This is a genomic window from Paenibacillus salivarius (assembly GCF_051307165.1).
In the GTDB taxonomy this organism is placed as follows: domain Bacteria; phylum Bacillota; class Bacilli; order Paenibacillales; family Paenibacillaceae; genus Fontibacillus.
In genome coordinates this window covers 2,448,834-2,475,285 of record NZ_CP195592.1, presented here as the reverse complement: position 1 = coordinate 2,475,285, position 26,452 = coordinate 2,448,834, and the positions used below count along the sequence as shown (strand labels likewise).

Here is a 26,452-nt window from a genome sequence, read left to right as displayed (position 1 = left end):
TTACCCTTCCTGAATTGCACGGTATTGCGGGGAAAGAGCTTCAAGCATCGATTCGATGATGCCGGAGATTTCCGCCCGCAGCTTGTCCCCTTTACACTCCGGAATCAACTCGCGTACCCGGTCCGCCGACTGGCGGAGCATGGCCGTAAGCTGCTCCACGACCTTATACTTTCCGAGAAGAGCGCTCCATTCCCTTTCTCCGATGTTGTCGCGGGAAATCATCTCTTTGTCTTCAGCGGTTCCGGATTCCCAAATCCTCAAGTATGCATATCCTTTTCGTTCGTACGGGACTTCTCTGCTGGACTTTAACTCGGCCAGCATCACCTCGCAGCGGCTGAGTTCCGTCAGCAGCAGGTCCCAAATGTGTTGAACCGATTGATCCAACTGGCGGGTAAAAGAACGAAAAAGGGCCATTTTCAACAAGACGGATTCCTTCAAGTACTCCTCTGCAGGAAGAAGCATCCGCTTCAAGCCGGAATAGAGCCGCACTTTGATGCGGTTCACTTCGCAAATGGCAGCGCTCATTGAAGATACCATCCCGATTTGTCCCGCCTGGGCAAGCAACTCGTAAAAAACCCCGCTGAAATAATCGCCCGCCAGCACTTTCAACTGCCGGGAACGCATGGCCGGCTCCTCTTTGGGGCTGTCGCCAAGATCGATACGGTCGTGCGTATCCAATCCAAGCTGCACAAGAAAAGCGGCGAGCGCGCAAGTTTCCGCCGTCCGGGAGTCGAAGCGCTTGCTGTCATTTAAAAACGTATAAAGCAAACGAACACGGGGAACCGGATAGTCCGGTAGCTCCGTGTGGGTTGAAATCATGTCGTATTCGACATACTTTTGGGCCAATTCTGTAATGCGATCAGGTCTCATTCTATGCCTCCGAGCCGCTATTCCTGACATCCAACGTCCAAAAAAAGTTCAAAGATGTCACAATCTTGTCTATTATAGCATATGTTTTTGGGGAGCGCACGAAGCGAAACCTAATTGACACCGCTCTTCCAAAGATGCGTTTCCGTCACGCGCAACCAGCTCCGCAGCTCTCTGGGCATCTCGCGGTTTCCCAGTTCCCGCAACGCGATCAGCGAAGATTCCGGAAATTCCCCCCGGCGCACATCTGCGGCCAGCAACAGGTACCTTGTGCCTAGCCACCGGTCTTCCGCCACCAATCGAAGCAGCAGCTGATCTATGTTCGTCGTCCGTTCAAACGTGAAGGATATCACTTCCGCTATGCCTTCGTATAGTGTTCCTTTATCGAACCTGTCCTCCGTTACCTTAAGGTCCAGGGCCAGGATGCTCCCGTTCAAATCCACTTTGGCGATGGGAACCGGCAGCTTTAGAGCGGACAAACCGTCAACCAGATTATCGTCCCTTAATTCCTGCGGCTTCGCCTCGTCAAATACGGGAGCTGACGCAGCCCGGCTCTCTTCGAAGATGGCGGCTCCCTGCCGGGTGAATAAAGCAATAAGCAACGCGGTTCCAACGGTCAGGATCAGCGACCTGGATAGCCAAATCAATTTCACGGGGATCCCCCTTATTTTCGGGTATATATCCCATTGTACAAAAGAAAAAAGCAGGCTATGCCTGCAATTTCAAAAATCATTCCTCCGTCGTATCGATAATTCCATACTTCGTATATACGACAGCCTTACCTCTTATTTTCACCGCAGAGGTATGATCGGTAAATTGCGCGATCAATATCTCGCCTTTGTCGAGTTTTTCCGTGTGATGAAAGCGCGTATCTTTTCCCCGGGTAAGGCCGATGACCGTAACGCCCTGATCCTTGGCCTTCACGACGAAATAATCGCCGTTGCCCGATTCCTGCACGGGACCGCCCGCAAGTCCGGATTGCTGATCCATTCTGGTGCACCCCTTCCCAACTGTATTAAAAGAAAAGGCCGTGAACAAGAATGCCCACGGACTCCTAATCTCGGAAAATATGTAGAAATCTTATTTGATTCCGTCTTTGAGCGCTTTACCTGGTTTGAAAGCAGGAATTTTGCTCGCAGGGATTTCGATTTCTTCTCCGGTTTGCGGGTTGCGGCCTTTGCGGGCGGAACGTTCGCGTACTTCAAAGTTGCCGAAACCTACCAATTGTACTTTGTCTCCGTTTTGGAGCGCTTCGGAAATGGCTTCGAACACAGCGTCAACCGCTTTAGTAGCGTCTTTCTTCGACAATTCTGCGCTCTCTGCAACTTGAGAGATCAAGTCGGATTTGTTCATCAGGGTTCACCTCCCTATCAGGGTATTATACCATTCTGATATTCTGTGTTTCCGTTTTACCGTAGATTATACGTTGAACCGTGCATATCGGGCAAAAGCCTGGTTAAAAAGCCGTTTTGGCCATCACTCCAAGGCGCGGAACAAATTTATAGTAATACAGTGAATCAATATTTTCAAGTTTTTTGCGGGGAAACGCGAAAAAAGGGCAAGCTGAACGTTCAGCCTGCCCTTTTGAAAACGGTTATAAGATGATCGCGATCAATCCGCCCGACCCTTCGTTAATAATTCTGCCGAGCGTTTCTTGCAGTTTGTAGCGCGCGTTATCCGGCATCATGGCGATTTTGCCTTGAATGCCTTCTCTTACGATGGAATGAAGCGAACGGCCGAAAATATCGGACTCCCAGATTTTGATCGGATCGTTCTCGAAATCCTGCATCAAGTACCGGACGAGCTCCTCGCTCTGCTTTTCGGTGCCGATAATCGGGGCGAATTCCGATTCCACATCGACACGGATCATATGAATCGACGGTGCCGTCGCTTTCAGTCTGACGCCGAATCTGGAGCCCTGACGGATCAGCTCCGGCTCATCCAGCGCCATCTCGGCAAGCGTAGGTGCGGCGATGCCGTAACCCGTCGTCTTGACCATTTCGAGCGCTTCCGCAAACCGGTCATATTCCCGTTTGGCATGCGTAAACTCCTGCATCAGCTGCAGCAAATGGTCCTTGCCGCGGATTTCCACGCCGACCACTTCCATCAGGATGCGGTCATACAGATCATCGGGAGCGTAAAGGTCGATTTCCGCTACGCCCTGCCCCATGTTCAGGCCGCTAAGCCCGGCGCGGTCGATAAAGTCGTACTCCATGAAATTGCTGACAACCCGATCGACATCGCGGAGCCGGCGGATATCTTTTACCGTGTCACGTACGGAATTTTCGTAATTGCTGCGGAGCCAGTGATTTTCGTTCAGCACCATGACCCAGCTCGGCAGGTTGACGTTGACTTCATGTACCGGGAACTCATAAAGCACTTCCCGCAAAACGCCGGTAACGTCTTCTTCCGTCATCGTAGCCGCACTAAGCGTAATGACGGGAATATCATATTTCTCGGCCAGCTCGCCCCGTAGCTGCTGAGCTTCCTCGCTGTTCGGCCGCGTGGAGTTGATAACCAGCACGAACGGCTTGCCGACTTCCTTCAGCTCGGCTACGACCCGCTCTTCCGATTCCACATAGGAGTAACGCGGTATGTCGGCGATCGTTCCATCCGTCGTCACGACGACCCCCAGCGTGGAATGCTCCTGGATCACCTTGCGCGTGCCGATTTCCGCTGCTTCCTGGAACGGAATCGGCTCTTCGAACCATGGAGTCGAGATCATCCGGGGACCGTTTTCATCCTCGTAGCCCTTCGCGCCCTCGACTGCATATCCTACGCAATCGACCAGTCTGACATTGACTTCAAGCCCTTCCGAAACCTTGATTTGCACCGCGTTGTTCGGAACGAATTTCGGTTCCGTCGTCATAATCGTTTTGCCCGCGGCGCTTTGCGGGAGCTCATCGATCGCCCGTACCCGATCCGCCTCGCTGGCAATGTTCGGGAGTACCACCGTCTCCATAAATCTTTTAATAAAAGTTGATTTGCCGGTGCGGACGGCTCCGACGACCCCCAGATAAATATCCCCTCCGGTACGTTCGGCAATGTCCTTGAAAATGTCCACTTTCTCCAATACCAATGATATCCCCTCCTCAAAATTCGCCGAAGGAAAAATGCTCCCCGAGCATCCGCTTCGTTATTCACCAACATTTTAAAATCATAGCTACGTCAGGAGCGGCAGCTCCCTGTACCGTGTCCGCCGCCGCAAACTCCGGTGGATCTACTGCAAACGAAGCGGCGTAACTCGTACATGCATTTGGACTAGTAAAATCATATGTACCAGATGCGGTTTTATGACGGAAATTACCGTCCGGACCCTCCTTTTTTTGAGCACGCCTTTCCGTCCCAGCAAGGCGGGGGTCATTATTCGCCATATTGAATGGTTATGACTCTATCGATGCAGTTATGACTAGTTCAATATCGAATTTATACGCAAAAAAAGCCGCCGGGAAAATCCCGTCGGCCGGTCGTGCATAAAAAGCCCGTATTATATTTTGTTTACGTTTCAATCCGTATGAGGCACGGGCATTCCGTTTTCAAGGCGATAAGGCAGCGATTTAACCGGAACAAAATAGGATTCATTGGTCAGAACTTCCCTCAAATCCGTATTCTCCTGCGGATTTCCGGTACTTTTACCCATGGCCTGCATAATATCAAACGCATAATCGACGTACACCTTGCCGCTATCATCTATCAAATAATTCAAAGATTGACCGGAATATACGCTGACCATTTGATAGTTTTCCGCTCCGGCCTGCTCCAAATTCACGAAATGAAGCCCTTCGTATCCAGGTTGCTGTTCGTCCACCGGCAGCATTCCGTCATGCTTTTTCCGGTATTGATCCACCAGGCGCTGCACGTCATTGACTTTCTGAACCGTCAGCAAATCCATGACCTTGACGGTCGGATCAGTCTCTTCGTCGATGATCAGGAAATACGCGCTGCCGCCTTTTTCGAAAGCGGTTAACGGAATCTGCTCGAGATACCCCCGGTTCAACAGCAGTTCCAGATCGATTCTGTATTTTTCATAGCGGGGCGTCTCGTCTCCCGCGGTAATGATCGGTAAAATGCCTTGATCGCTCTGAAACTGATCGACCGCTCTTTGCAATCGGTCTACACTTTCCATATAGCTTACTCTTCTGTCCGTCCGCTGTTCCCCCGGATAAAGGCAGCCCGAGAGCAACCCCGCAAAGCCCGCCAGTAAAGCCGTCATGCAAACGGTGCGGAACATCGTTTTAAACAACTGCTTCTTTCCAACCAGCCTATCCAAAATCACTTCATCCTTTGCTGTTTGATGATGGGTCGATTACCAAAGCTCATCGTCCTCTTTTTGCTCCAGCTGTTTGCGGATCGCCGCTTTTAACGGATCCTCCGGCAATGTGACGACGGCGGGCCCGATAATATTCGCCTGGCAGGCCAGACGAATTCCCTGTGCGAGCAGCGGTCCCAGCTTGCGGCGCTCGGCGTCGGTCGGCCGGGACAATCCCGCTTCCGATCCGGGTTCGACCTGTACTTTGCACATCAGGCAGCCTGCCTTCCCGCCGCATCGGGTGGCAATGGAAAGCCGCGCTTCCCGGGATGCGCGAAGCACATTCGTTCCGGGGCGCACTTTTAACGTTTTTTGCTGGGGCATAAACGTAATTTGAGTATCCATGAACGCCCTCCTTACCCCAGGCCGTTTCCGAGCTCGCCCCACCGGCCCGACAAGAGCGGCTGGTCCAATAGGTCCGCCATTTTGGCAATCTGGCCGGAAGTCCAAAGATTGCGCTCCAGCAATTCGGATAACAACGGCAAGTGCAGCTGCGGATGGCGGCGGATGACGCCGGCAATCGGCGCATAGCGATCCGGTCTTGCCCTTAGCACGTTGAAAACAAATTCATGCGCCAATGGCATCAACCGGATGTCCAACGTCCCGAGCCTTGCCGTTTGCGATGCCGGGGCAAGTAGTTCCGCGACCTCCGTCTTGTATACCGCTTCCTTCGTTTTCACCTGAAATCCGCCCACCAGTTCAAGCGTCAACCTATTCAACCGGTAGTGGCTTAACTGTGAAACATAATTGCCGCTTTGATCCAACCGGGGCTTGTCCACGGCGAATTCAGCCAGTAAGCGATGCAACCATTCCGCATGCTCAAGATCCGTATACACATCGATATCCCTCGGCGCTGCAGCCAGAGGCACTCCCTGCAGCCATAAACCGCAGCTGCCGCCGAGAAGCCATTTGCCTTCGGCTTCTTTACAGCTTTGAACCAACACTTGCAAGGCTTGAAAAATCTCCGGGTAATCACTTTCAACAGTTTGCGTTTTCTCGGTCATGATCCTATCCTCTTCTCTAATCGGGCATCCGAAACCTCCGGATTAAATAATCGACACGATTCCGGTCAAAAAGCCGGCAAGCATGATTACGAAAGCAATCAGCGACAATATGCCCTTGAGGATGCCTTTTGTTTTCGTCCGGGCAAACGTAATCAAAAATACGGACAATCCCATGACAAGGATCGCCGCAATGGATAACCACATCTTCGTCATCGCGTCCATGAACGACACACTCCCAATCCCATTTTCACCGTATTCATATGATGAATATTATAGCATCTCCTTGGTGATCAGGCTATCCGCTCCATCTATAGCGCAAAAATAAAGAGACCTCCCGCAGGAAAGTCCCTCTAATCACTTCTTATTTTTTCATCATCATTTTCATTAATGCTTCCATATTGTTCGGGTTCATCCCGCTTTTTTTGACGGCCGTTACAATTTCATTGACCGTGCTGTCCGTGACGGGTAATTTGGCCATGGCGGAAACCTGCTTGATCAGTTTTCTCAACTCCGCCTCACTTTGCATCGTCGACGGCTTCACTTGGCTGGCCAGTTTTTTGACCGCGCCTTCGGTTATATTTTTGCCCGTTTTTTTGTTGATGGCATTCAACGCATCCTTCGATACTTTACTCATCTTCTCGCCTCCTCCGTAGTCCTCTCACAGTTTATGAGGGGAGTACGGAAAAGGACTGGGCCTGCGCGGAAAAGCGACGTTTTTAGTCTTTCGTCGTACCGGCTAGATCAAGTGTGCCATTGTTCCCAGGTTTCAAGCGACATCATTTCCATCTCGGTCTTGCGGTCCCGGCCCATCAGCGCTTCGACGGCCGTTCTTGGATCGAGGCCCTCGAAAAGCACGTTATACAGCTGTTTTGCGATCGGCATTTGAACCTGATATTTCTCGGAAATGGTGTGCGCGGCTTTGGTGGTCCGGATCCCTTCCACGACCATCCCCATCGAACTCAGAACCTCGTCAACCGATTTTCCTTCGCCGAGCATGAATCCGGCCCGCCAATTTCGGCTGTGCCGGCTCGTGGCCGTAACGACCAGGTCGCCTACCCCGGCAAGACCGGCAAACGTTAGCGGATTGGCCCCCATTTCCACGCCGATCCGCGTAATTTCCGCCAGACCCCGCGTAAGCAACGCCGCTTTGGCGTTATCGCCGTAGCCTAAGCCGTCCGACATCCCCGCCCCGAGGGCGATGATGTTCTTTAACGCTCCAGCCAGTTCCGCACCAACCATATCACGGTTCGTGTATACCCGGAAATAGGAATTCATGAATAGATCCTGAGCAGCTTGCGACTGCTTGTCATCGGCCGACGCCACGACCACGGTGGTCGGACAGCGCTTCACGACTTCCTCCGCATGGCTCGGTCCGGACAGCACGACGATTCTGCCTTCCTCGCACCCGAGTTCTTCCGAGATCACGGTTGATATCCGCTTCAGCGTTTCCGTTTCAAAGCCTTTCGTCGCATGGACAACGAGCATGTCCTCATGCCAGAACGGCTTCAATTGCCGGGTGACTTCCCGTACGGCCGATGACGGAGCGACAATAACGACCGCTTTCGCTCCATTCACCGCTTCTTCCATATTCGTCGTCGCACGCAAATTGTCCGGGAGCTTGACTCCCGGCAAAAAACGTTCGTTTCGATGCCGTTCATTGATTTCGCTCTTTTGTTCCTCATTGCGAGTCCAAACGGCTACGTCCATCCCTTTGTCGGCAAGCACGCTGGCGAGCGCGGTTCCCCAACTGCCTGCCACCAGCACGGCAGCTTTATCAGACAACGCGTTTTCCTCCTTTGGATCCGAGTTTATTTTCTTTGCCCTGGGCAATTTTTATGATATTCGATCGATGTCTCCAGAATGCGAAGGCGCAAATGATCAAACTCGCCCAAAAATAAGGGCCGAATTCGCCGGATACCGCAAGAAAGACAGGGGTAAGAAACACGAAAATCAAAGATCCCAGAGAAACATATCTCGTAAACACGATCGACAGGATTGCAATAATGCCGGCATAAAGCGCCGGGAAAAAGACCAGGGTAGCCATAACGCCAATCGTTGTGGATATCCCTTTTCCTCCGCGAAAGCGGAAATAGACCGGCCAGTTATGACCGATAATGGCGGCAATACCGCAAAGGGCCGGAATCCAATCCGAGTCCGTCCCCATCCAGCGGCCGAGCCAGACGGCGGCGATCCCTTTCAACACGTCCAGGGCAAGGACCATAATTGCCGGTCCTTTGCCCAGAACGCGAAGCATGTTCGTCGCCCCCGCGTTGCCGCTTCCGTGCTGACGGATATCTATCCCTTTTAGCCCTTTGGCCAAAACTACGCTAAAGCTGACAGAACCGAGCAAATACGATGCGATTACAGCAATGACAGGTAAAATCACTGGATTTCTACTCCTTTAACCTTCATCTGACTTACGCCGCGTAAACAAGCGGATCGGCGTTCCTTCAAAATCAAAAGCGGCCCGGATTTTGTTCTCCAGATACCTTTCATACGAAAAATGCATCAGCTCGGGATCGTTGACGAAAACGACGATCGTCGGAGGTTTGACGGTAACCTGGGTGACGTAATTGATCCGCAATCTGCGTCCCTTGTCTGTCGGAGGCGGATTGATGGCAATCGCATCGGACACCACGTCATTAAGCAGATGCGTCTGCACCCGTTTGGTATGCTGGTCCGCTACATGCTGAACGACCGGCAAAAGCTTGTGCAAACGTTGCTTCGTTTTTGCGGACAGAAAGACGACAGGGGCATACGTCATGAACAGGAAATGATCGCGTATTTTCTGCTCAAACTGATGCATGGTCTTGTCATCTTTCTCGACGATGTCCCACTTGTTGACGACAAAGACCGAAGCCTTACCCGCTTCATAAGCGTAGCCGGCAATATGCTTGTCTTGCTCGATTATGCCTTCCTCGCCGTTGATCAGGACCAGAACGACATCGGCTCTCTCGATCGCCTTCATGGCCCGCATTACGCTATATTTCTCGGTCGTTTCATAGACCTTGCCACGTTTGCGCATCCCGGCGGTATCGATCAGGACGTATTTTTGCCCGTCCTTCTCAAACGGGGTATCGATCGCATCCCGCGTCGTTCCGGCAATATCGCTGACGATGACGCGTTCTTCTCCCAGAATCGCATTAACCAGCGAAGACTTTCCGACATTCGGGCGTCCGATCAGGGCGACGCGAATAACATCGTCTTCGTATTCATCGTCCGGCAACTCCGGCAAATTGTCGGTAATCGCATCAAGCAGGTCGCCGATGCCCGTTCCGTGGCTTCCGGAAACGCCGATCGGATCGCCGAATCCGAGATTGTAAAACTCGTATATATTATCCATCCGGCCGATATTGTCCACTTTATTGACAGCCACAATGACCGGCTTCCCCGAACGGAACAGCATGCCTGCCACTTCCTCGTCGGAGCCGGTTACGCCCGACTTGGCGTCGCACATGAATACGATGACGTCCGCTTCCTCGATCGCCAGCTCCGCCTGCATGCGGATCGACTTCAGAATCGGTTCCTCATCATCCAGTTCAATACCTCCGGTATCGATGATGCTGAATGGTTTACCGTTCCATTCCGCCGAACCATAGATCCGATCGCGCGTAATTCCCGGCTTGTCTTCCACGATGGCCAAGCGGTCGCCGATAATCCGGTTGAATATGGTCGATTTTCCGACATTCGGCCGGCCTACAATGGCCACAACAGGTCTTGCCATACGCATACCTCCTTGAAATTGGATATATATTTTAATTTTTCATGTCCGTTTGAACTTATACCTAGAACATCATAGCAAAAAATCAGACGGTTGGCTAACGGTACCATGAAATAAAAATCGGCGAACCCCGGTTCAAAGGGTCCGCCGATCCATCGCTGCCTGTTTCCCGCTTATTTCAATTTGCTCAGTTTATCGCCGAAACGTTCGCCCAGCGTGATGCTCAGTCCTTGGTTGCTCAGCGAAACGTTAGGGTTGTCGCCCAGATCTTCTTTTCTCACGCTGCTGCCCTTGGAAGGCTTTTCGCTTCTTGGAGCAGGAGCCGGAGCTTCCTCGGTTTCCTTGATGCTCAAGCTGACGCGTTTTTCGCCCGGATTGACGTCAAGGATTTTCACTTGAACGCTTTGGCCTTCTTTCAGCACTTCATGAGGCGTACCGATATGTTTATGCGAAATTTGAGAGATATGAACGAGTCCTTCTACGCCAGGTGCGATTTCTACGAATGCACCGAAGTTGACGAGACGCTTCACTTCACCGCTCACGATGTCGCCCGTATGGAACTGCTCAGCCGCTGTTTCCCATGGACCTGGCGTAGCCGCTTTGATGCTGAGGCTGATTTTGCCCTTTTCCGGATCCACTTTCAGAACTTTGACTTTCACTTTGTCGCCTTCGGAAAGAACATCGGCAGGTTTTTCGACATGGTTCCAAGCGATTTCGGATACGTGAACCAGGCCGTCGACTCCGCCCACATCGACAAATGCGCCGAATTGGGTCAGACGTTGAACCGTTCCTTCAAGAACTTGGCCTTCGTTCAATTCGCCCATAACTTTAAGCTTGTTGGCTTCGAATTCTTCGTCAAGCACATCCTTTTGGGAAAGGATGACCTTGTTGTTCTCGCGGTCCAGTTCCTTCACTTTTACGCGAAGAGTGCGGCCTTTGTAGTCGCTGAAATCTTCCACGAAATGACGTTCGACCATCGAAGCCGGAATGAAGCCGCGTACGCCTACGTCAGCAACGATGCCGCCTTTAACGACATCGGCAACCGTAACTTCAAACGTTTCTTGGCTGTCAAACCGCTTTTGCAGCTCTTCCCATGCGTTTTCGCTGTCGATCGCGCGTTTGGAGAGAACGAGGCGTTCTTTCTCGTCGTCAATGCTGACAACTTTCGTTTCCACTTCTTGACCGACTTGAACTGCGTCAGCTGCGCTGTCCAGGTGTACGGAGGACAGTTCGCGAATAGGAATTACGCCGTCGTATTTATATCCAATGCTTACATAAGCTTGGTTATCTTCAATTTTGACGATCGTTCCTTTTACGGTGTCCCCTTTTTTCAAGGATACGATTTGTTCCATTTCTTCCTGGCTTGCCGTCTCGGCAGCTTCCAATTCATGCTTTGTTTCTTCCGACATTTGAATACCCTCCTCAATTCAGAAAAACCCATTTATTTAAACCCGCTAAAAGCGAAGTTCAAAACAATATTCCTAACTAGCTTTCCAAATGTCCCCTGCGTTCATGCATCGGAATCCCAAGGTCAGCCCTGTTTCTTGAGCTCCCTGATCCGCGACATGATCGCTTCGGTGGCCAATTCGGCCGCGTCCGGATCCTTGCTTCCTTTGTAAGCCGACAGATCCACCGGCGCCCCGTATACGACTCTCATTTTTTTAAAAAGTTTATAATTGCCGATAATGGCGACGGGAATCACGGCGGCATCGCTTCTAAGCGCGAAGGTTGCTGCGCCTCTCTTGCCCATTCCCTCTTCATCGCCCTTCACCCGGTGACCTTCGGGAAAAATTCCCATCACATGGCCGTTCCGGAGCAGCATCAGCGAAGTTTTGATCGATTCCTTGCTCACCCCGCCCCGTTTGACGGGAAAAGCGCCCAGCTGTTTGATTAACCAGCCGAAGCCGAAAATATCGAACAATTCCTTCTTCGCCATAAAGTGAACTTTCCGTTTCAGCAGAATGCCGATCGTTGGCGGATCGAGCAAGCTGATATGATTGGAACAGAGCAACACTCCCCCTTGTGCGGGAATATGCTCCAAACCGCTGGCCTCCAAACGAAAGAGCAGTTTGTAAATGAGGCGAAGCGCGCCCCGGCAAAAACTGTAGATCATTCCGGTTTTCTCTCTCCCACAAATGTTTTGCACATGGATACGATGGTGTCCGCAACTTCTTCCAGCGTCATATCCGTCGTGTCCAGCAGGACTGCATCTTCGGCCTGTCGAAGCGGCGAAACTTCCCGCTCCCGGTCCAGACGGTCCCTTTCGGCCATATCCCGGATAAGCTGTTCCAATGTAATCCGGTCCTGTTCCTTCATTTCCCTATATCGTCTCATTGCCCGTTCCTCGACACTCGCCGTCATAAAAACCTTGACTTCGGCATCGGGAAGAACGGTCGTACCGATATCGCGCCCATCCATGACGACGCCTTTGCGAATCGCCATTTGACGCTGCAGCGAGACGAGTCTTGTGCGCAGCCCTTCGATTTGGGCATACCTTGAAACTTGGGCATTGACCGCGAGGGAACGAATTTCTTCGGTCGCCTCTTGACCGTTGACGCGAACCCGCTGTCCTTCTTCCCCGGGTATTAATTCAATAACCAGTTCAGGCAGTGTTTGAAGCACCTTGTCCTCATCTTCGGGTCCGATTCCAAGCTGTTGAAAATACCAGGTCGCTGCCCGGTACATCGCGCCAGTATCGACATATATGTAGGACAGCATGCCTGCAACCTTGCGGGCAATCGTACTCTTTCCTGCCCCGGCAGGTCCGTCAATGGCAATGTTGATTTTGTCATTTGATGATGACGCTCCGCTTGCCAAAAGGGCATTCCTCCTCAAAACAACGGTCTCAAGAAAAAAGCAGGCATTGCCTGCGACGTGAAAATTATACCACACAAAGCCCCGGAGTGCAAAAACGTTACTCCTTTCGGATGATCGCTAAGGTGTATTTTGCCGTTGGACCTGATGTCCTTCGAACTTGTCGTATGAAACGAGCAGATGCCGAAAAAAGGGTATCCTCAACGCCGCCTGGGAAAAAATTAACCCGACCAGGAGTGTAATTGCAAGGCGTTTGAGCCATAATTCCGAAGTCTCGGAAAATTTAAGAAACAAGGCGGTATACGCGGAGGCGGACTCTTCATTTTCCCGCATAACGATGCTCCCTCCATTAATCATCAACGATTCCGGAAATCAAACTGGCGCTCGAAGCAATAGCGAATAATTTTTTGCCGCTCCATGTCGGAAATGCTGATAAATTTCAGCATCACCAGATTCCGGCCGGTCTCCAGATTCTTGACTCTGACGACTTCGGCTTCAAACGGAGCGTGCTCGAGCGTACCGTTCTTGTACGGTATGAGGAGCCAGCAATACAACTGATCGCCCACGATAATTTTATTTTTGCCGTCGCACAGGAAAGATACCCCTCCCCCGCCGACATCGTCGGTTGTCGCGACAAACCGGGATCCGTCCTTCAATTTGACTGCAATTTCAAGCTCTGCCACAACGCGCAAAAAATGGCGCCTTTGAACCTTGGTGATCGATTCCGGATCCGGTTTGCGGATGCGGATCAACTGCACGACGTCATCGGCAAATCCCGTCACGTATGTATTAAAATAATTTTTTACACCGTTATCAGTCAAAAAATAAACGGACAGCTCGTCCCCTACAAAAAGACGCTTCATTCTTCCGCTTCCGATCTCGATAGGGACTTCGATCAAAAAAAATTCGTCCTGTTCATCGGCGATACGGGATTTACATTCTTTATCCGCTTCGTTTTTATCCGCAGAGGCGACCTGAATATAAACCAGCTCGTTTACCTTTGGTAACAATGTTCCCACCTACCCCAGTTAAAAATCATGCTGTAACGCTTTCTATAAGATTATAGCATGAGGCAAGGAGTTGGAGGAGATATTTCGGCAAAGAACGTCAAAAACAAAGAGGGAGAACGTCCTCGAAAGGACGCTCCCCTTTTTCATAATCATGAACGCGAAGCGGTTCCGGTATTTCGTATCTTTTCGATCGTTTCTTCTCCGCCGGTTTCCGAGTTGATGAATATTTTGTAATCCGAACCGTTAATCGAGCCGCCGAACTCATACGTCAGAACTTTCTCGGACATTTCGTTCTCGATGAGAGCGAGGCGATGATACTTCTCTTTGTACTCCGGGTTCAGATATTGACGCGCCTGCTCAAGCGTCAGCTTCGGCTTGCCAGGCTGCTGCCGGTTTTCGCGTTCGTAAACGTAGTCGCTGGCTTGAAGTCCTGTCACTTCGCCATTGTCCAGCCCGACACGAACAGTCACTTTTTCCGGGTAAATCAGTACATCTCCCTCTTTGCTTACAAACGTGAATGTTCCGGTATTTCCGTATTCATCGTAAGAAACCGGGGTCATGTTCTGATAACCCTTTCCATGCAAAAATTGTTCGGCTTTCGCCCGTGCTTGAGTGACGCTTACGGCCTTTTGGCCGACCGTTCGTCCATCCGAGTAAGCAATCAGGTGTCCGCCATTATGCGTGAAGTCCAAGGTTGTCATTTCACCGCGGTTCCCTTGAATCTGCGCCGTATACGAGGCCCACTCCGTTCCCCGTCCGTTTTCGACCACCTTGATGGCGTTCGGATCACGGGTACCGGTGAAGCGTGCAGATTCCTCTTTGATCCGCTCCACGGTTACCGGAGTCCCGCCAAGCTTTTTGACGGAACGCTTGTTGTACATGCTGGACACCGAAGGGCCCCAATCAAGCTCGGGATATTCGCCCACCTTCTTATCTACGGTTTTAAAACCATCGATAATCGTGTTGTCCCGCGGTTCCTTGTTGCTTGCCAGCGCCGTCTCGACATCCATCCAGCGCAGCCGGTTATTGATGACTTTCTGCTGAACGGACTGGAGATCTTTAGTAATCTCCGCAGAGCTTTTGTACAGCTCTTTCAAATTTTTAAGCTCCGAATCCGTCAATGGCTGCTTCGTCAGGTCGCGGACAGCCGTCTGGTACGAAAATTTGGAGATCCGGGACAAAAACTCTTCCGTCTTGTTGAAAGGCAAAAGCGTAAGGGGCAACTGGTTGATTTCGTTTTGCGCCTCGCTCGTAATCCGCCATACATTGACTAAACCTTTCCGGTGCGTACCGGTTGAAGCAGAATGTACGGCCAAAGTATTTCCCAATTCGTTATGCAATTTGTCCACATGGTAGGAAAGGTCGTGAAATGCCCGCTGATACTGGTTTTCCGCCTTAATCAGGATCGCGTTTTTCTCCTTGTTCTCCTGATAGCCCCAGACCAATGAACCGATTAGCAAAATGGTGGCGACAGGAAATAAAATAGCGCTTAATCGTTTATACATCGGTGGACTCTACTCCCTTCTTCAACTGTCTGAGGATAGTTTGACAAGAAGTTGGGAGCTTTATGCATTTAAAAGAAAACGAAAGACTCGTCTTTTACAAGTTCTCTTCCTCGATCTCGAAAAGGTCGCGGTTATCGCATACGCACTGTTTAAAGCCGGTGTCGATCTGCCCCTTATCTTTTCTCCCCCGCAAAATAAAACGCTCTCCGCATTTTTTGCAAACAATTTTCACTTTTATCCGCACAAAAAAGGCACCCCTTCCAGAAATTCCGGCCCAAGCCATAGCTTCTGAAATCAGGATGCCCTATTTGCGTTCAAATTAGTCTTGCCCGCTCGCTTCGGTGACCCGAAACGGGGAGCGGTTGTTTGCACGAATCATTTTGCCGATACCGCCGTACCAAAGAAATGCCATAAGCGGGACGATGTACCAGATCCAGTATTGCGATACGTTATCAAGAATCCAGTCGTAAACCCCGTGCCAGAACAATGGCAGCAGCAGCGAGTAGAGCAAAAATTTTCGGCTTTTCCAACCGGACGAAAATTTCGCCCTGCCCAGGTAATACCCCATCATGACTCCGAACATCGCATGGCCGGATACCGGAAGCAGCGCCCGAATCAGCAAAGTTCCGATCGAAGCATGACTCGCCAGAGCGAAGATCACGTTTTCCACGGTCGCAAAACCGAGCGATATCGCGGCGGCATACAAAATTCCGTCATACGGTTCGTCAAATTCGGTATGATTATAAATCATATGGAACAGGACGAACCATTTCAGAAATTCCTCCACGCCGGCGGAAATGCCGAATGCGGACACCAACGGATGATCTCCGAGCCAGATCGACAATCCCCGCTGAACGATCATGACGGGCAAAACGATCAAAAAACCCAGCAAAAACACCTTGATGACCATATGAAGCGGTTCGGCATCATACTTGTCCTTCAGATAAATGTAAGTCAAGAGAGCGATACCGGGAGCAACCGCTGCCGTGGCAATCGAGAAGAAGAGCAACGGTTATTCCCCCTTTATCTCATGATTACCGGATTAATCCTGACGTTTAAAATGGCTGCAAATTACCCGGATCGCGTGATCGTCCATAACGACATCACCGTATTCGTCCAGCATCGCCGGAGTCACCGAAGTCGCTTCGCCGAATTCAGCAAGGACCGCGATCAACGCCGGTATTTTCGCTTCATCAATTCCGTCAGGGTCCAGCCTCAAAATCCATTTCCCGTTATATTTATACAGTCTGCCGGCATCATCAAGCATATGCTGCAGAACGTGAGCCGCCTCGATCAGCACTTCGAAATCATCGAATGAATAGAGAATCGTTTCGCTTCTCTCCAGGGTCACTTCCATTTCATATACTTCTTCCGGCAATTCATCCTCATATGGCGTTCCGATCCCAAAATGATGGTGATCGTATTTGCCTCTTGTAACGATGACGACCATCCCTTGCGCAGGGAGTGCGAACACTTCAACGGCCAAAGGCCCTGTGGCGTCAAAGCCCACTTCATTGTAAGCCTGATCCATCATCTCGGTGAACAGGTCGTGGACTTTCGGAATTTCCTGCCACATATCCTCTTTTTGAATACCGCGTTCGCTTAAATCGTCAAACGTGAGGAAAATCCGTATTTTATCCTGACCAAGTCTCTCAATCCTCATACAGGATCCTCCTCTCCATGCCGTGTTATAACAGATTATGAAACCTGCTTCAATATGTGCTGGAAATGGTTCTTTGTAAGTATGTTATCACTTATTTTAAGTAATTGCACGAAATAAAATAGTCAAAAAAAGATCATTTTCCGTTCCCTCTTACGGAAACGGAAAATGACCCGTGATCAGAATCATTACGATAAGCCCGGGATCACCGTATTCGTCTCTTTCAGAATCGCTTCCACTTCGCGGCGAACCGACGGATTGCCTTTAATGAAATCCGTAATTTGATTTAAATTGTATTCCTTCGAATGATTCGCATGGGACGAAGAAACCGGACTGGGAGACACCTGGGCCGATGCTGCGGCTCCGTTGTTTCCCGAATTGGACGAGGCGTGCGAACTGCTGCCTGTGGCATTTTTCTGTCCTTCACCGGACGTCTTAAGGAGCGACCCCGCTCCCCCCATCATGGACATGATCCCGTTTTTTCGGCGCGAAGCCCACATGGCGGCTACAGCTCCGAGAAATAAGCCGCATAAAAATGAGGAAGATTTCATCTGAATACCTCCTTGGATATGTTAAAATCAGTTGTAGTGTTCGCGCTTTGACACAAACTCATGCGGCATAAATACAGGAAAGCGAGATGATACACATGAACATGAAGCGGGCGCTGCTGCTTGCATCCTTTTGCCTTTTGCTCGCCTCGTGCGGAACCCGGCAGGATCAAACCGTTCAAGTGCCGGCAACGAATGTCGCCGAGGTCGCCAATCCGTCCGTGGAGCCTTCCACACCTGTGGAAACCGAGCCGTCCGCGGGTTCAGAGGACAGCCTCGAGAGCGAAGAAACCGTACCTGCTCCGGATGAGCAGGCTTCCCCGGGTCAGCAAACCCCGGCCAGCCTTTACCACATTAACAAGGCTTACAATGTAGTTCCAAACGAAGAGGGAACCGAGAAAAAAGTAGTGCTGTTAACCTTCGACGACGGACCGAAGGAGAAGGAAATGATCGAAGGTCTGATCGATACGCTGGACAAGCATAACGCGAAGGCGATTTTCTTCGTCAACGGCTATAGGGTCAAGGCGAATCCCGATCTTTTGACATTGATCCACGAGCGGGGGCAAATCATCGGCAATCATAGTTGGGACCATATCGACTTGAAAAAGGAATCCGCCGAAAGCGCCCGCAAGCAGGTGGAGGATGTTCAAACCATCGTCGAGGAAACGATCGGAGAGCGCCCCCGGTTTTTCCGGCCGCCTTTCGGTTCGGGCAACGAGCAATTGCATCGGATCGTGGAAGATAACGACATGATATATATGACGTGGTCCAACGGATCGCTCGACTGGGATTCGAAAAACAAAAACAAACCCGACGCCGTCATCAAAAACGTGATGGAACAGCTGCATGCGGGCAGCAATATCCTTATGCACGAGCTTCCCTGGACGGTCGAAGCGCTCGATGAACTTTTGACCAAGCTGGAAGCAAAGGGCTACGGCTTTGTGGATCCCCGAACGATATCCGAAGCCCCCGAAGCTTCCGAATAATGTATGAACCGAAAACCTCCAGGCCTTTACCGGAGGTTTTCCCTTCCCCCCATATATTTGCGCAGCGCTTGCGGAATGTAGATCGAACCGTCCTCCCGTTGATGGTTTTCCAACAGCGGAATGAGAATCCGGGGCGACGCCACCGCCGTATTGTTCAGCGTGTGGCAATACTCGAGCCGTCCTTCTTCATTGCGGCAGCGGATGTTCGATCGACGGGCCTGAAAGCTGTGCAGGTTTGACGAGGAGTGGGTTTCGCCGTAAGCGCCTCGGCTTGGCATCCAGGTTTCGATATCATACTGCTTATACGTTTTTTGCGACATGTCTCCGGCGCATACGGCCATCACGCGGTATGGAAGCTCCAGCTGCTGCAAAAGCCGCTCCGCATGCGAAGTGATTTCCTGGTGGAGCTTTTCCGAAACGGCGGGATCGGGCTTACAGATAACGACCATCTCCACCTTGGAAAACTGATGAACCCGGTAAAGACCGCGAGTATCGCGTCCCGCCGAGCCGACTTCGTTTCGGAAGCAGGTCGATACCGCCGCCATCTTTAGCGGCTCCGACGTATCGACAATTTCCCCGCTGAAGTAGGAAACTAGAGGCACCTCCGAGGTCCCCGCAAGCCAAAGACCATCTTCCCGGACCGAATAAGCCTGATCTGCCCCCGACGGAAAAAATCCGGTATTCGTCATTTGCTCCTCTTTGACGAGTAAAGGCACTTCATAGGGGACGAAACCTTCGGCAAGCAGCAAATCGAGAGCGAGCTGCTGTACCGCCCGGTGGTACATTAGTCCGAGCCCTTGAAGAAAATAGCTTCGGCTCCCGCCGACTTTAACGCCCCGCGGCATGTCAAACAAGTTGTGCAACACGCCAAGCTCCACATGATCCCTAGGCGTAAAATTCCAAGCCGGAGGCTCCCCGACGCGCCGCAATTCCACATTGTCCGCATCCGAATATCCGGGAGGCGTATCGTTCGAAGGAACGTTCGGCACAAGCAGCATGTTGCGCTTAAACTCCCGTTCCGCCTCCGCCAGCTTTGCCGATTTCTCGTCCAGCAACCGATTCAATCGCTTTAACGTTCCCCTCAGACTCTCCGTGCTTGCCGGATCGCCATGCTTGGCCGCATGGGCCACTTGCCTCGATCCCTCATTCCGTTCCTTCCGCAAATTCTCCGTTTCCTGTAAAAGCCGTCTCCGCCGTTCATCCCAACGAAGCAGCTCCTCCACGGTAAAATCAAGCCTTTTTGCATCCGCAGCACTCTGCACCAAGGCAGCATGTTCCCGTATCCAGCGAATATCCAACATGTGTGCACCGCTCCTTTCAAATTGTAAAAAACACAAAGAGCGCCCTCATCCTTGGGACGAGGAGCGCTCTGCTCGCGGTGCCACCCAACTTACCGGAGCCTCGTCGAGGCTGTCGGTCTCTTGGATCCGCGATAACGGGCGGGCCGGTAAACTTAGAGCAAGCGGTGCAGCTCTTGGCGAGAACGCCTCCGAGTTGGAATCTCTTCATCGGCGATTTACGAATTTGAAATTTGAATCATTATAGCTTATGGAACGCATTCGTTCAACCCTTTAAAGCCCGTGGCCTTGTCCCCAAGGGGAATCGCTGATTCCCCACCACAAGAGCGTAATCAAAATCGCGATAAAAATATACAGCAACGAATTGTAAAACCATCTCGTCAGTTTGATACGTTGGGATGGAAACTTGTCTTTTCTTGTCGGCAATTGATTCAGATCAAGCAATTCGTCTTCTCCGGATTCTTTCAAGGCCGGCTCGTAGGCAAGCTCGGGGTAAGAAGCGTTCATGTCCGTTTCGCTTGCTTCCCGCTCCGGCATTCGGCGAGTTCTTTTGCCGGTATTTCGGCTTCTGGAATTCCGGTTGGACCTGCTCAAACGTTCGTTCATGTTTCCCTCCGATATTTGATAACTAGTCCGGAAATAAGGTCAATGAGAAAATGGCAAACAATCGGGGCCCACAACGTGCCCGTCTGCTCATAGATAAAGCCAAGGCCGTAACTGCTGAGGAAAACCCACCCGGTCGGGATCCAGTGTCTCAGGTAACGGAAATGGATCGCTGCAAAGAGAACACTGGTCCAATAAAGACCGATTCCGTGCTGAATCGCTCCCCTGAACAGCAATTCCTCGCAGATCGCGACCACAAGTGCGATGATGATGATGTGCCATACGGGTCTTCCCTTAAACAACTTCTCATTCAGTCCGCCATCGTCCATCGATTCTTCCGGAACAATTTTGGAAATCAGGACATCAACCAGGAGCATGGCAACCGCCAATCCGGCGCCCCAATACAGGAAATCCCACGTTTCAGGAAGCTTCAAAACAAAAAATAAATTTCTTTTCTGAAAAAAAATGACGATTAAGCCGATAAATAAAGCAAGTCCCTGAGTCAAGTAAAGGTTGACCAGCAGCAATCGTTCGCTTAACTCTGCCGGATCGACTTGTTTGACTTTCACGTTGCCGAATTTGAATTTCTTCATCTTTTCCTACCTGTCCTTATAATTTCGAAAGAAAATAATGCTTCACATCGGCACCTTGAACTCACGGACAAAAAACATTTTGCAAGGAGCGTCCCTATGAAAAGAAAAAAATCAAGATCGGAAGTCTGGTTTACCCTTGGTTTTCTTTTTACCCTGGTTACCGCGTTTGCGACTTTTCTTCTCGGGTTGAATATGGGCATTAACCGGACGGAAGCCAAGTACTTGAACCTCAAAGCTTCCATGCTGGAGATCGAAACGGCGGATTCCTATAACCAGCAGGACATCGTAACTTTTTACTACGCCGTATATCAACCTTACCAGCAATTCAAAGAAGAATATGCGGTTTTGAATGAGCAGCTGGGTCAAAAAGACTCAAAAGTAGCTTCCGCCAAAACGCTGAAAGACGTCCGCGACGAGGCCCGCAAGCAGTACGAACAGATATCCGCGAACTCCGTGGCCGGGTCGTCTCCCCTGCTGAAACAGGCTCAGACGGACATTCTCAAAAGTCTCAAGCTGTTTGACGAAGGGATCGACCGGAACTTATCCTTTTTGAACGGCGAAACCGGCATCACGCTGATCCATAACCTTACGTCGGATGAATTTACGAAAAACGCCGTGGACTTCGGTTTAAAGGCGCAAAACAAATTTTACGCGGCGATCCTCAAATGGAGCGCCAAACTGAACAACGGCATTCCGGAAAGTTATACGTTCCAGCCGGAAACGACGATCAAGCAATGGCAAACGTACTCGCTCGCCCAAAAGAATAAAGCGGTGTCGGATATCATGCTTGAAAACAAACTGTTCACGGCATACCAGCCTCAGGATTTGACGGCCAAAATCGATCAAATGATCAACAGCGGTAAGGCTTCGGCCCTAAAGCTTCATTCTGTGTCCTCCATTGTGAAAATTGTCACAGAAACTGAAGCTGTGCAAAGCAAAGAGTTCATGAAATGGAAATCGACATACTATGCTTCCGAGCAACTTCCCGAGCTGCCGTTCTTCACGGAAGAATATTGATTTGCCTGGCTTTTCACAGTGTAGACCTTTTTCGACATTATCTAAAATGATAACGAAAAAACAGCAAGTATTCAAGGTGACCCGAGTCCCGGAGTCAAATCCTCGAATTGGTATTGACACCTCTAAACATGTCGTGATACATTATGGAAAATTAGATTTCGTTAAACACGTTGAAGGAAAGGAAATTGTCAGAAAGCTCCCAGAGAGCCGGTGGTGCTGCAAACCGGTAGCGGAACGACAATTTTAGCGCTCCTGAGTCACTGCGTCGAACCCTGTTAGTAGGCGCAGTCGGAAGAACTCCGTTATCATTCCGTCATTTTGACACTGAGACTGCGCCTGTGAAGGAGCAGTGAATTAGGGTGGTACCACGAACAACTCTCGTCCCTTACTACGGCAGTAGTATGCGGATCGAGAGTTTTTTTGCATTCGGACTCCCGTGCTTATGCACGGTAAGATCTGCACCCTCATCCTTTTGTACAGTGTAACGGTAATGGAGAAAAGCGTTCTGTGAGTGAGTGCTTTCACGGCGGTTAGGGCAACCGAGCATGTCCGAAAAGCAATCCCATATACAAACCAAACCCATTAGGAGGCCAGAAATCATGTTTAAAGTACTAGTATCGGATCCGATCAGCGATATGGGGATCCAGCAGCTTATGGATGCAAGCGACGTCGTGGTAGAGAAAAAGACAGGACTCAGCGAGGACGAACTCGTTCAAATCATTCCTGAATACGACGCCCTGCTCGTCCGCAGCCAAACCAAGGTGACGGAAAAAATTATGGAAGCCGGTAAAAACCTGAAAGTTATCGGCCGCGCCGGCGTCGGCGTCGACAATATCAATCTCGAAGCGGCAACGAAGCGCGGGATTGTTGTCATCAACGCGCCGGACGGCAACACGATCACGACTTGCGAGCATGCTTTCGCGATGATGATGGCACTCGCGCGGCATATTCCGCAAGCTTACGCCAAAACGGTTTCCGGGACTTGGGACCGCAAATTCCTCGGCGTGGAACTTCGCAACAAAACGCTCGGCGTGCTCGGCATGGGCCGGATCGGCAGCGAAGTGGCCAAACGGGCTAAGGCATTCGGTATGGATATCCTCGGGTATGACCCGTTCCTGACCGAAGAACGCGCGGAAAAGCTTGGCGTCAAGCTCGCCACTGTCGACGATATCGTCCGCAACGCCGATTTCATGACAGTGCACACGCCGCTGACTCCGGAAACGAAGCATATGATCTCGCGTCCTCAGTTCGAGGTCATGAAAAAAGGAATGCGCATCATCAACTGCGCCCGCGGCGGCGTTGTCGACGAAATGGCGTTGGTGGAAGCGATCGATCAAGGCATCGTTGCCGGTGCGGCCTTCGACGTGTTCGAGAAAGAGCCGCCTGAAGCGGACCATCCTTTCCTGCACAACCCGAAAATCATCGTAACACCGCATCTTGGCGCTTCGACGATTGAGGCTCAAGAAAACGTGGCGATCGACGTATCCGAGCAAGTGCTTCATATCCTGCGCAACGAGCCGTTCAAAAACGCGGTCAACATGCCGCCGGTAGCTCCGAGCGTTATGAACAAGCTTCAGCCTTACTTTGAACTCGGCGAGAAGATCGGCGCATTTGCGGCCCAACTGAACAATGAGGCCGTTAAGGAAATCCACGTCGATTATGCCGGCGACCTGGCGGATGTGGATACACAGCCGCTGACTCGTTATATTATCAAGGGTGTGTTATCCCGCCATTTCGGAGACGACGTCAATATCGTCAACTCCGTACATTTGGCGAAAGCCCGCGACATCAATGTCGTTGTGTCCCAGGCTTCGGCAACGAAAGGCTTTACGAATTTGATCAGCGTGACCCTGAAAACCCAGGACGGCGAGGAACGCAAAATCGCAGGAACTTCGCTGAACGGATTTGGCGCCCGTGTCGTTCAAATCGACAAGTTCCCGGTCGATATCGCTCCGGAAGGCAACCTGATCTTTATCTCCCACAATGACAAGCCGGGGATCGTCGGCAGCGTCGGAACACTGCTCGGCAAAAACGACGTCAATATCGCAACGATGCAGGTTGGACGTAAAATTGTGGGCGGCGAAGCGATCATGGTCTTGGGCGTCGACAAAGAAACGCCGAAAGAAGTACTGAACGAGCTGACCAAGCTGCCTGAAATCAACAAGGCCCAGCAAATTGTTTTCAAATAAGCCGATCCGTATCCGATATGTTTCACGTTGAACAAGATTTATCTTCCAGGTTCAACAAAAAACACCCTTTTCGCAAAGGGTGTTTTTCTTTTTATTCGGTTTATTGGGGCTTTTCGACAGGAAGCAGGATATGAAATACCGTCCCCTTCCCTACTTCGCTTTCGGCATAAATCGTGCCGCCGTGGGAATCCACGATATTTTTGACAATGGAAAGTCCCAGCCCCGTTCCGACGCTTTCTCCACGGACACGCGCTTTGTCGGCCTTGTAGAATCGATCGAACACGAACGGCAGATCGTCTGCCGGAATGCCGACCCCGCTATCCTTGATCGACACGTGCACGACGGATTTGCCGGATTCCTGCTTGAGATCCGCGGAAATCTCGATCGTGCCCCCTTCCGGCGTATGCCTGAACGCATTGTCGAGCAAATTGGTCAATACCTGCTCGAGACGGTCCTCGCTCGCCTCTTCCAGCTTGAGCGGCCCGTCGCCGAGCTTGAACAAAAGCTCCAAGCCGCTGTCCTTGGCCCGGACGAGGAATTTACGGTACACCCGCTCGGCAAGATCCCGGAAATCCATCTCCCTCATCGGCATATCGGTATGTCCGGCCTCCATACGTGCCAGATCGAGCAAGTCCCTGACCAAACGGCCCATACGCAAGGACTCGTCATGGATAACCTGCACGAGCTCGGCGCTTTCCTCCGGCGAAGCGGCCATGCCGTCGAGGAGCGCCTCGCTGTAACCTTGCATCATCGAAAGCGGCGTCCTGATCTCATGGGATACGTTGGCGACGAAATCACGCCGCATTTTCTCCAGCTTGACTTCCTCGGTCACGTCGCGAAGCACCGCGACGGCCCCCCGGATGCCTCCGTCTGAGGCGAGCGGCGCCATATGTACGGACCAAACTCCCTTTTTAACATGGACGTTCATGCTTTGATCGGTCTCCTGGTCCAGTACCTTGCGAAACATTGGGTGGAGCGGACGTGGAACCTTACCTGCCGTACCGGATGAAGGGCCGGAAACCTCCCCATCTTCATCCTGCAGATCGCCCCACATTTGCAATACGTGTTCCCCAGGCGGATTGGTCAGAATGACATTGCCGTCGACATCCAAGGTAATGACGGCATCATTCATGCTCCGTAAGACGCTGGCCAAATGTTCCTTTTCATGGTTCAGGCTGCGGATCGTTCTCTCGAGTTCCTCCGCCATGTGGTTAAAGGTGTTCGACAAAACGCCGATTTCATCGCTCGTCTTCAGCGACAGCCGGGTATCGTATTTTCCTTTGCGAATCGAATCCGTCGCTTGGATCAGCCGCTGCATCGGCTGCGTAATTTTCGTAATCAAAAACAACGCGAAGAACGTTGTCAGCGAGAAACCGATCATCGAGACGAGGACAAACAGCTTTTTGATCGCCCCGGGATTCTGGAAGTTCGTATCGATATAAGGGAGAAACCCCAGTCCCACAGACAAAAGGACGCAGGCCACCAGACAAATGATCGTAATCCATAGCTTTCCGACAAGCGTTCTTAAGAAGTTCACTTATTTCGCAACCTCCAGCTTGTAGCCCACACCCCAAACGGTCGTGATCATGGCGGCCGATTCCGGAGAAACCTTATTCAGTTTCTCGCGAAGCCGTTTGACATGGGTATCGACCGTACGCAAATCGCCGAAAAATTCATAATTCCAAACATCCTTCAGCAGTTCCTCGCGGGAAAACACTTTATCCGGAGATACGGCCAAATAATGCAGAAGCTCGTATTCTTTCGGCGTCAAGCTGACTTCCTGCCCGTTGGCCGTAACCCGGTGGGCGTCATGCTCGATGATGAGATGCGGGAATACGATGTTGTTGCTCGTTCCGTTTTCCTTGGACAAATAAGCCGTAGCCGATGCGCGCCGCATGATCGCTTTGACCCGGTAAATGACTTCCCGCGGGCTGAACGGTTTCACGACATAATCGTCCGCGCCGACTTCAAAACCTTGCACGCGGTTCATTTCTTCCCCTTTGGCCGTCAGCATGAGGACCGGCGTGGATTTCACTTGTCTAAGACGGTTGCACACTTCGATTCCGTCGATTCCCGGGAGCATGACATCGAGTAAAATCAGGCCGTAGTCATTGGACGTCGCTTTTTTCAAAGCGGTTTCGCCGTCCTCGGCTTCATCGATTTCATACCCTTCTTTTTCCAAATACATTTTGAGCAGACGGCGGATCCGTTCCTCATCGTCGACTACAAGAATGCGGTTTTCTTGATCTGACATGGACTTTCAACCCCTTCAATCATCTTACAAGTAACTCTGGATTTCGTAATTTTCAATTTCGATAATGATGACGA

General features: G+C 51.1%; 30 protein-coding genes and 1 other annotated feature. Of the genes, 4 read left to right on the top strand and 26 right to left on the bottom strand.

The features are described 5' to 3' along the window. The 18 genes from ACSFXJ_RS11135 to ypeB form a co-directional block, all read right to left on the bottom strand. On the bottom strand, positions 1-870 hold the full coding sequence (locus tag ACSFXJ_RS11135) for a heptaprenyl diphosphate synthase component 1 (RefSeq protein WP_435925244.1): 870 nt from the start codon (positions 868-870) through the stop codon (positions 1-3). A 110-nt stretch (positions 871-980) separates the two neighbouring features. Then, positions 981-1,520 carry a hypothetical protein gene (locus ACSFXJ_RS11130; protein ID WP_435925242.1) on the bottom strand — a complete coding sequence of 180 codons (540 nt, stop codon included), beginning with the start codon at positions 1,518-1,520 and terminating at the stop codon, positions 981-983. Positions 1,521-1,596: 76 nt separating this feature from the next. After that, positions 1,597-1,857, bottom strand: a complete 261-nt coding sequence (gene mtrB, locus ACSFXJ_RS11125; RefSeq protein WP_435925241.1) for a trp RNA-binding attenuation protein MtrB — start codon at positions 1,855-1,857, stop codon at positions 1,597-1,599. Positions 1,858-1,947: 90 nt separating this feature from the next. Beyond that, positions 1,948-2,220 carry an HU family DNA-binding protein gene (locus tag ACSFXJ_RS11120; protein ID WP_435925239.1) on the bottom strand — a complete coding sequence of 91 codons (273 nt, stop codon included), beginning with the start codon at positions 2,218-2,220 and terminating at the stop codon, positions 1,948-1,950. A gap of 241 nt (positions 2,221-2,461) precedes the next feature. Next, positions 2,462-3,940 (bottom strand): stage IV sporulation protein A, encoded by a 1,479-nt coding sequence (gene spoIVA, locus ACSFXJ_RS11115; protein WP_435925739.1) that lies wholly within the window; start codon positions 3,938-3,940, stop codon positions 2,462-2,464. Between the two features lie 432 nt (positions 3,941-4,372). Then, the gene (locus tag ACSFXJ_RS11110; protein ID WP_435925237.1) at positions 4,373-5,143 is read right to left on the bottom strand and encodes a hypothetical protein; all 771 of its coding nucleotides are present in this window, start codon (positions 5,141-5,143) and stop codon (positions 4,373-4,375) included. A gap of 30 nt (positions 5,144-5,173) precedes the next feature. Beyond that, a complete protein-coding gene (locus tag ACSFXJ_RS11105; protein ID WP_435925235.1) occupies positions 5,174-5,521 on the bottom strand; it encodes a 2Fe-2S iron-sulfur cluster-binding protein in 348 nt (115 codons plus the stop codon). 11 nt (positions 5,522-5,532) lie between these two features. Continuing rightward, the gene (locus ACSFXJ_RS11100; protein WP_435925233.1) at positions 5,533-6,180 is read right to left on the bottom strand and encodes a hypothetical protein; all 648 of its coding nucleotides are present in this window, start codon (positions 6,178-6,180) and stop codon (positions 5,533-5,535) included. Positions 6,181-6,222: 42 nt separating this feature from the next. Next, a complete protein-coding gene (locus ACSFXJ_RS11095; RefSeq protein WP_435925231.1) occupies positions 6,223-6,402 on the bottom strand; it encodes a DUF2768 family protein in 180 nt (59 codons plus the stop codon). A 139-nt stretch (positions 6,403-6,541) separates the two neighbouring features. Then, positions 6,542-6,814, bottom strand: a complete 273-nt coding sequence (locus ACSFXJ_RS11090; RefSeq protein WP_435925229.1) for a stage VI sporulation protein F — start codon at positions 6,812-6,814, stop codon at positions 6,542-6,544. A 107-nt stretch (positions 6,815-6,921) separates the two neighbouring features. Continuing rightward, entirely contained in the window at positions 6,922-7,962 is a 1,041-nt protein-coding gene (locus ACSFXJ_RS11085; RefSeq protein ID WP_435925228.1) for an NAD(P)H-dependent glycerol-3-phosphate dehydrogenase, read from the bottom strand. Further along, positions 7,955-8,566: a glycerol-3-phosphate 1-O-acyltransferase PlsY gene (gene plsY / locus ACSFXJ_RS11080; RefSeq protein ID WP_435925226.1), complete on the bottom strand. Its 612-nt coding sequence runs from the start codon at positions 8,564-8,566 to the stop codon at positions 7,955-7,957. Before plsY ends, ACSFXJ_RS11085 begins: the two co-directional genes overlap by 8 nt. Positions 8,567-8,581: 15 nt before the next feature. Continuing rightward, a complete protein-coding gene (gene der, locus ACSFXJ_RS11075) occupies positions 8,582-9,904 on the bottom strand; it encodes a ribosome biogenesis GTPase Der (protein ID WP_435925225.1) in 1,323 nt (440 codons plus the stop codon). Between the two features lie 170 nt (positions 9,905-10,074). Continuing rightward, entirely contained in the window at positions 10,075-11,310 is a 1,236-nt protein-coding gene (rpsA, locus tag ACSFXJ_RS11070) for a 30S ribosomal protein S1 (protein WP_435925224.1), read from the bottom strand. A 122-nt stretch (positions 11,311-11,432) separates the two neighbouring features. Further along, on the bottom strand, positions 11,433-12,014 hold the full coding sequence (locus ACSFXJ_RS11065; RefSeq protein WP_435925222.1) for a lysophospholipid acyltransferase family protein: 582 nt from the start codon (positions 12,012-12,014) through the stop codon (positions 11,433-11,435). Beyond that, positions 12,011-12,718, bottom strand: a complete 708-nt coding sequence (cmk, locus tag ACSFXJ_RS11060; RefSeq protein ID WP_435925220.1) for a (d)CMP kinase — start codon at positions 12,716-12,718, stop codon at positions 12,011-12,013. Before cmk ends, ACSFXJ_RS11065 begins: the two co-directional genes overlap by 4 nt. A 353-nt stretch (positions 12,719-13,071) precedes the next feature. Beyond that, entirely contained in the window at positions 13,072-13,725 is a 654-nt protein-coding gene (locus ACSFXJ_RS11055; RefSeq protein WP_435925218.1) for a flagellar brake protein, read from the bottom strand. Positions 13,726-13,874: 149 nt separating this feature from the next. Next, positions 13,875-15,230 carry a germination protein YpeB gene (gene ypeB / locus ACSFXJ_RS11050; protein ID WP_435925217.1) on the bottom strand — a complete coding sequence of 452 codons (1,356 nt, stop codon included), beginning with the start codon at positions 15,228-15,230 and terminating at the stop codon, positions 13,875-13,877. Positions 15,231-15,270: 40 nt separating this feature from the next. Between ypeB and ACSFXJ_RS11045 the strand changes: the two genes are divergently transcribed. After that, positions 15,271-15,522 carry a hypothetical protein gene (locus ACSFXJ_RS11045; RefSeq protein ID WP_435925880.1) on the top strand — a complete coding sequence of 84 codons (252 nt, stop codon included), beginning with the start codon at positions 15,271-15,273 and terminating at the stop codon, positions 15,520-15,522. Positions 15,523-15,549: 27 nt separating this feature from the next. On the opposite strand, the gene prsW is transcribed toward ACSFXJ_RS11045, so the two are convergent. From prsW to ACSFXJ_RS11030, 3 genes are all read right to left on the bottom strand, one after another. Then, positions 15,550-16,239, bottom strand: coding sequence for a glutamic-type intramembrane protease PrsW (gene prsW, locus ACSFXJ_RS11040; RefSeq protein ID WP_435925215.1), 690 nt, complete (start codon positions 16,237-16,239; stop codon positions 15,550-15,552). Positions 16,240-16,272: 33 nt separating this feature from the next. After that, positions 16,273-16,893 (bottom strand): genetic competence negative regulator, encoded by a 621-nt coding sequence (locus ACSFXJ_RS11035; protein WP_435925213.1) that lies wholly within the window; start codon positions 16,891-16,893, stop codon positions 16,273-16,275. 185 nt (positions 16,894-17,078) lie between these two features. Beyond that, positions 17,079-17,441 carry a hypothetical protein gene (locus ACSFXJ_RS11030; protein WP_435925212.1) on the bottom strand — a complete coding sequence of 121 codons (363 nt, stop codon included), beginning with the start codon at positions 17,439-17,441 and terminating at the stop codon, positions 17,079-17,081. A 95-nt stretch (positions 17,442-17,536) separates the two neighbouring features. Here ACSFXJ_RS11030 and ACSFXJ_RS11025 point away from each other — a divergent pair, with 95 nt between their 5' ends. Then, positions 17,537-18,424: a polysaccharide deacetylase family protein gene (locus tag ACSFXJ_RS11025; protein ID WP_435925210.1), complete on the top strand. Its 888-nt coding sequence runs from the start codon at positions 17,537-17,539 to the stop codon at positions 18,422-18,424. 26 nt (positions 18,425-18,450) lie between these two features. Here ACSFXJ_RS11025 and serS read toward each other — a convergent pair whose 3' ends face one another. The 3 genes from serS to ACSFXJ_RS11010 all read right to left on the bottom strand — a co-directional run bounded on the left by serS (position 18,451) and on the right by ACSFXJ_RS11010 (position 20,918). After that, positions 18,451-19,725: a serine--tRNA ligase gene (serS, locus tag ACSFXJ_RS11020; protein ID WP_435925209.1), complete on the bottom strand. Its 1,275-nt coding sequence runs from the start codon at positions 19,723-19,725 to the stop codon at positions 18,451-18,453. 270 nt (positions 19,726-19,995) lie between these two features. Beyond that, positions 19,996-20,328 carry a hypothetical protein gene (locus ACSFXJ_RS11015; protein WP_435925207.1) on the bottom strand — a complete coding sequence of 111 codons (333 nt, stop codon included), beginning with the start codon at positions 20,326-20,328 and terminating at the stop codon, positions 19,996-19,998. Further along, positions 20,325-20,918, bottom strand: a complete 594-nt coding sequence (locus tag ACSFXJ_RS11010) for a CPBP family intramembrane glutamic endopeptidase (RefSeq protein WP_435925205.1) — start codon at positions 20,916-20,918, stop codon at positions 20,325-20,327. The genes ACSFXJ_RS11015 and ACSFXJ_RS11010 overlap by 4 nt, the downstream gene beginning before the upstream one ends. A 96-nt stretch (positions 20,919-21,014) precedes the next feature. Here ACSFXJ_RS11010 and ACSFXJ_RS11005 point away from each other — a divergent pair, with 96 nt between their 5' ends. Then, positions 21,015-21,935: a hypothetical protein gene (locus tag ACSFXJ_RS11005; RefSeq protein WP_435925204.1), complete on the top strand. Its 921-nt coding sequence runs from the start codon at positions 21,015-21,017 to the stop codon at positions 21,933-21,935. 161 nt (positions 21,936-22,096) lie between these two features. Next, positions 22,097-22,324: a binding site (T-box leader), on the top strand. Positions 22,325-22,534: 210 nt separating this feature from the next. Then, positions 22,535-24,124 carry a phosphoglycerate dehydrogenase gene (serA, locus tag ACSFXJ_RS11000; RefSeq protein ID WP_435925203.1) on the top strand — a complete coding sequence of 530 codons (1,590 nt, stop codon included), beginning with the start codon at positions 22,535-22,537 and terminating at the stop codon, positions 24,122-24,124. Between the two features lie 100 nt (positions 24,125-24,224). On the opposite strand, the gene ACSFXJ_RS10995 is transcribed toward serA, so the two are convergent. Together ACSFXJ_RS10995 and ACSFXJ_RS10990 are read right to left on the bottom strand one after the other, a co-directional pair. Next, entirely contained in the window at positions 24,225-25,661 is a 1,437-nt protein-coding gene (locus ACSFXJ_RS10995; protein ID WP_435925202.1) for a HAMP domain-containing sensor histidine kinase, read from the bottom strand. Further along, positions 25,662-26,378: a response regulator transcription factor gene (locus ACSFXJ_RS10990; protein WP_435925200.1), complete on the bottom strand. Its 717-nt coding sequence runs from the start codon at positions 26,376-26,378 to the stop codon at positions 25,662-25,664. Positions 26,379-26,452: the final 74 nt, after the last annotated feature.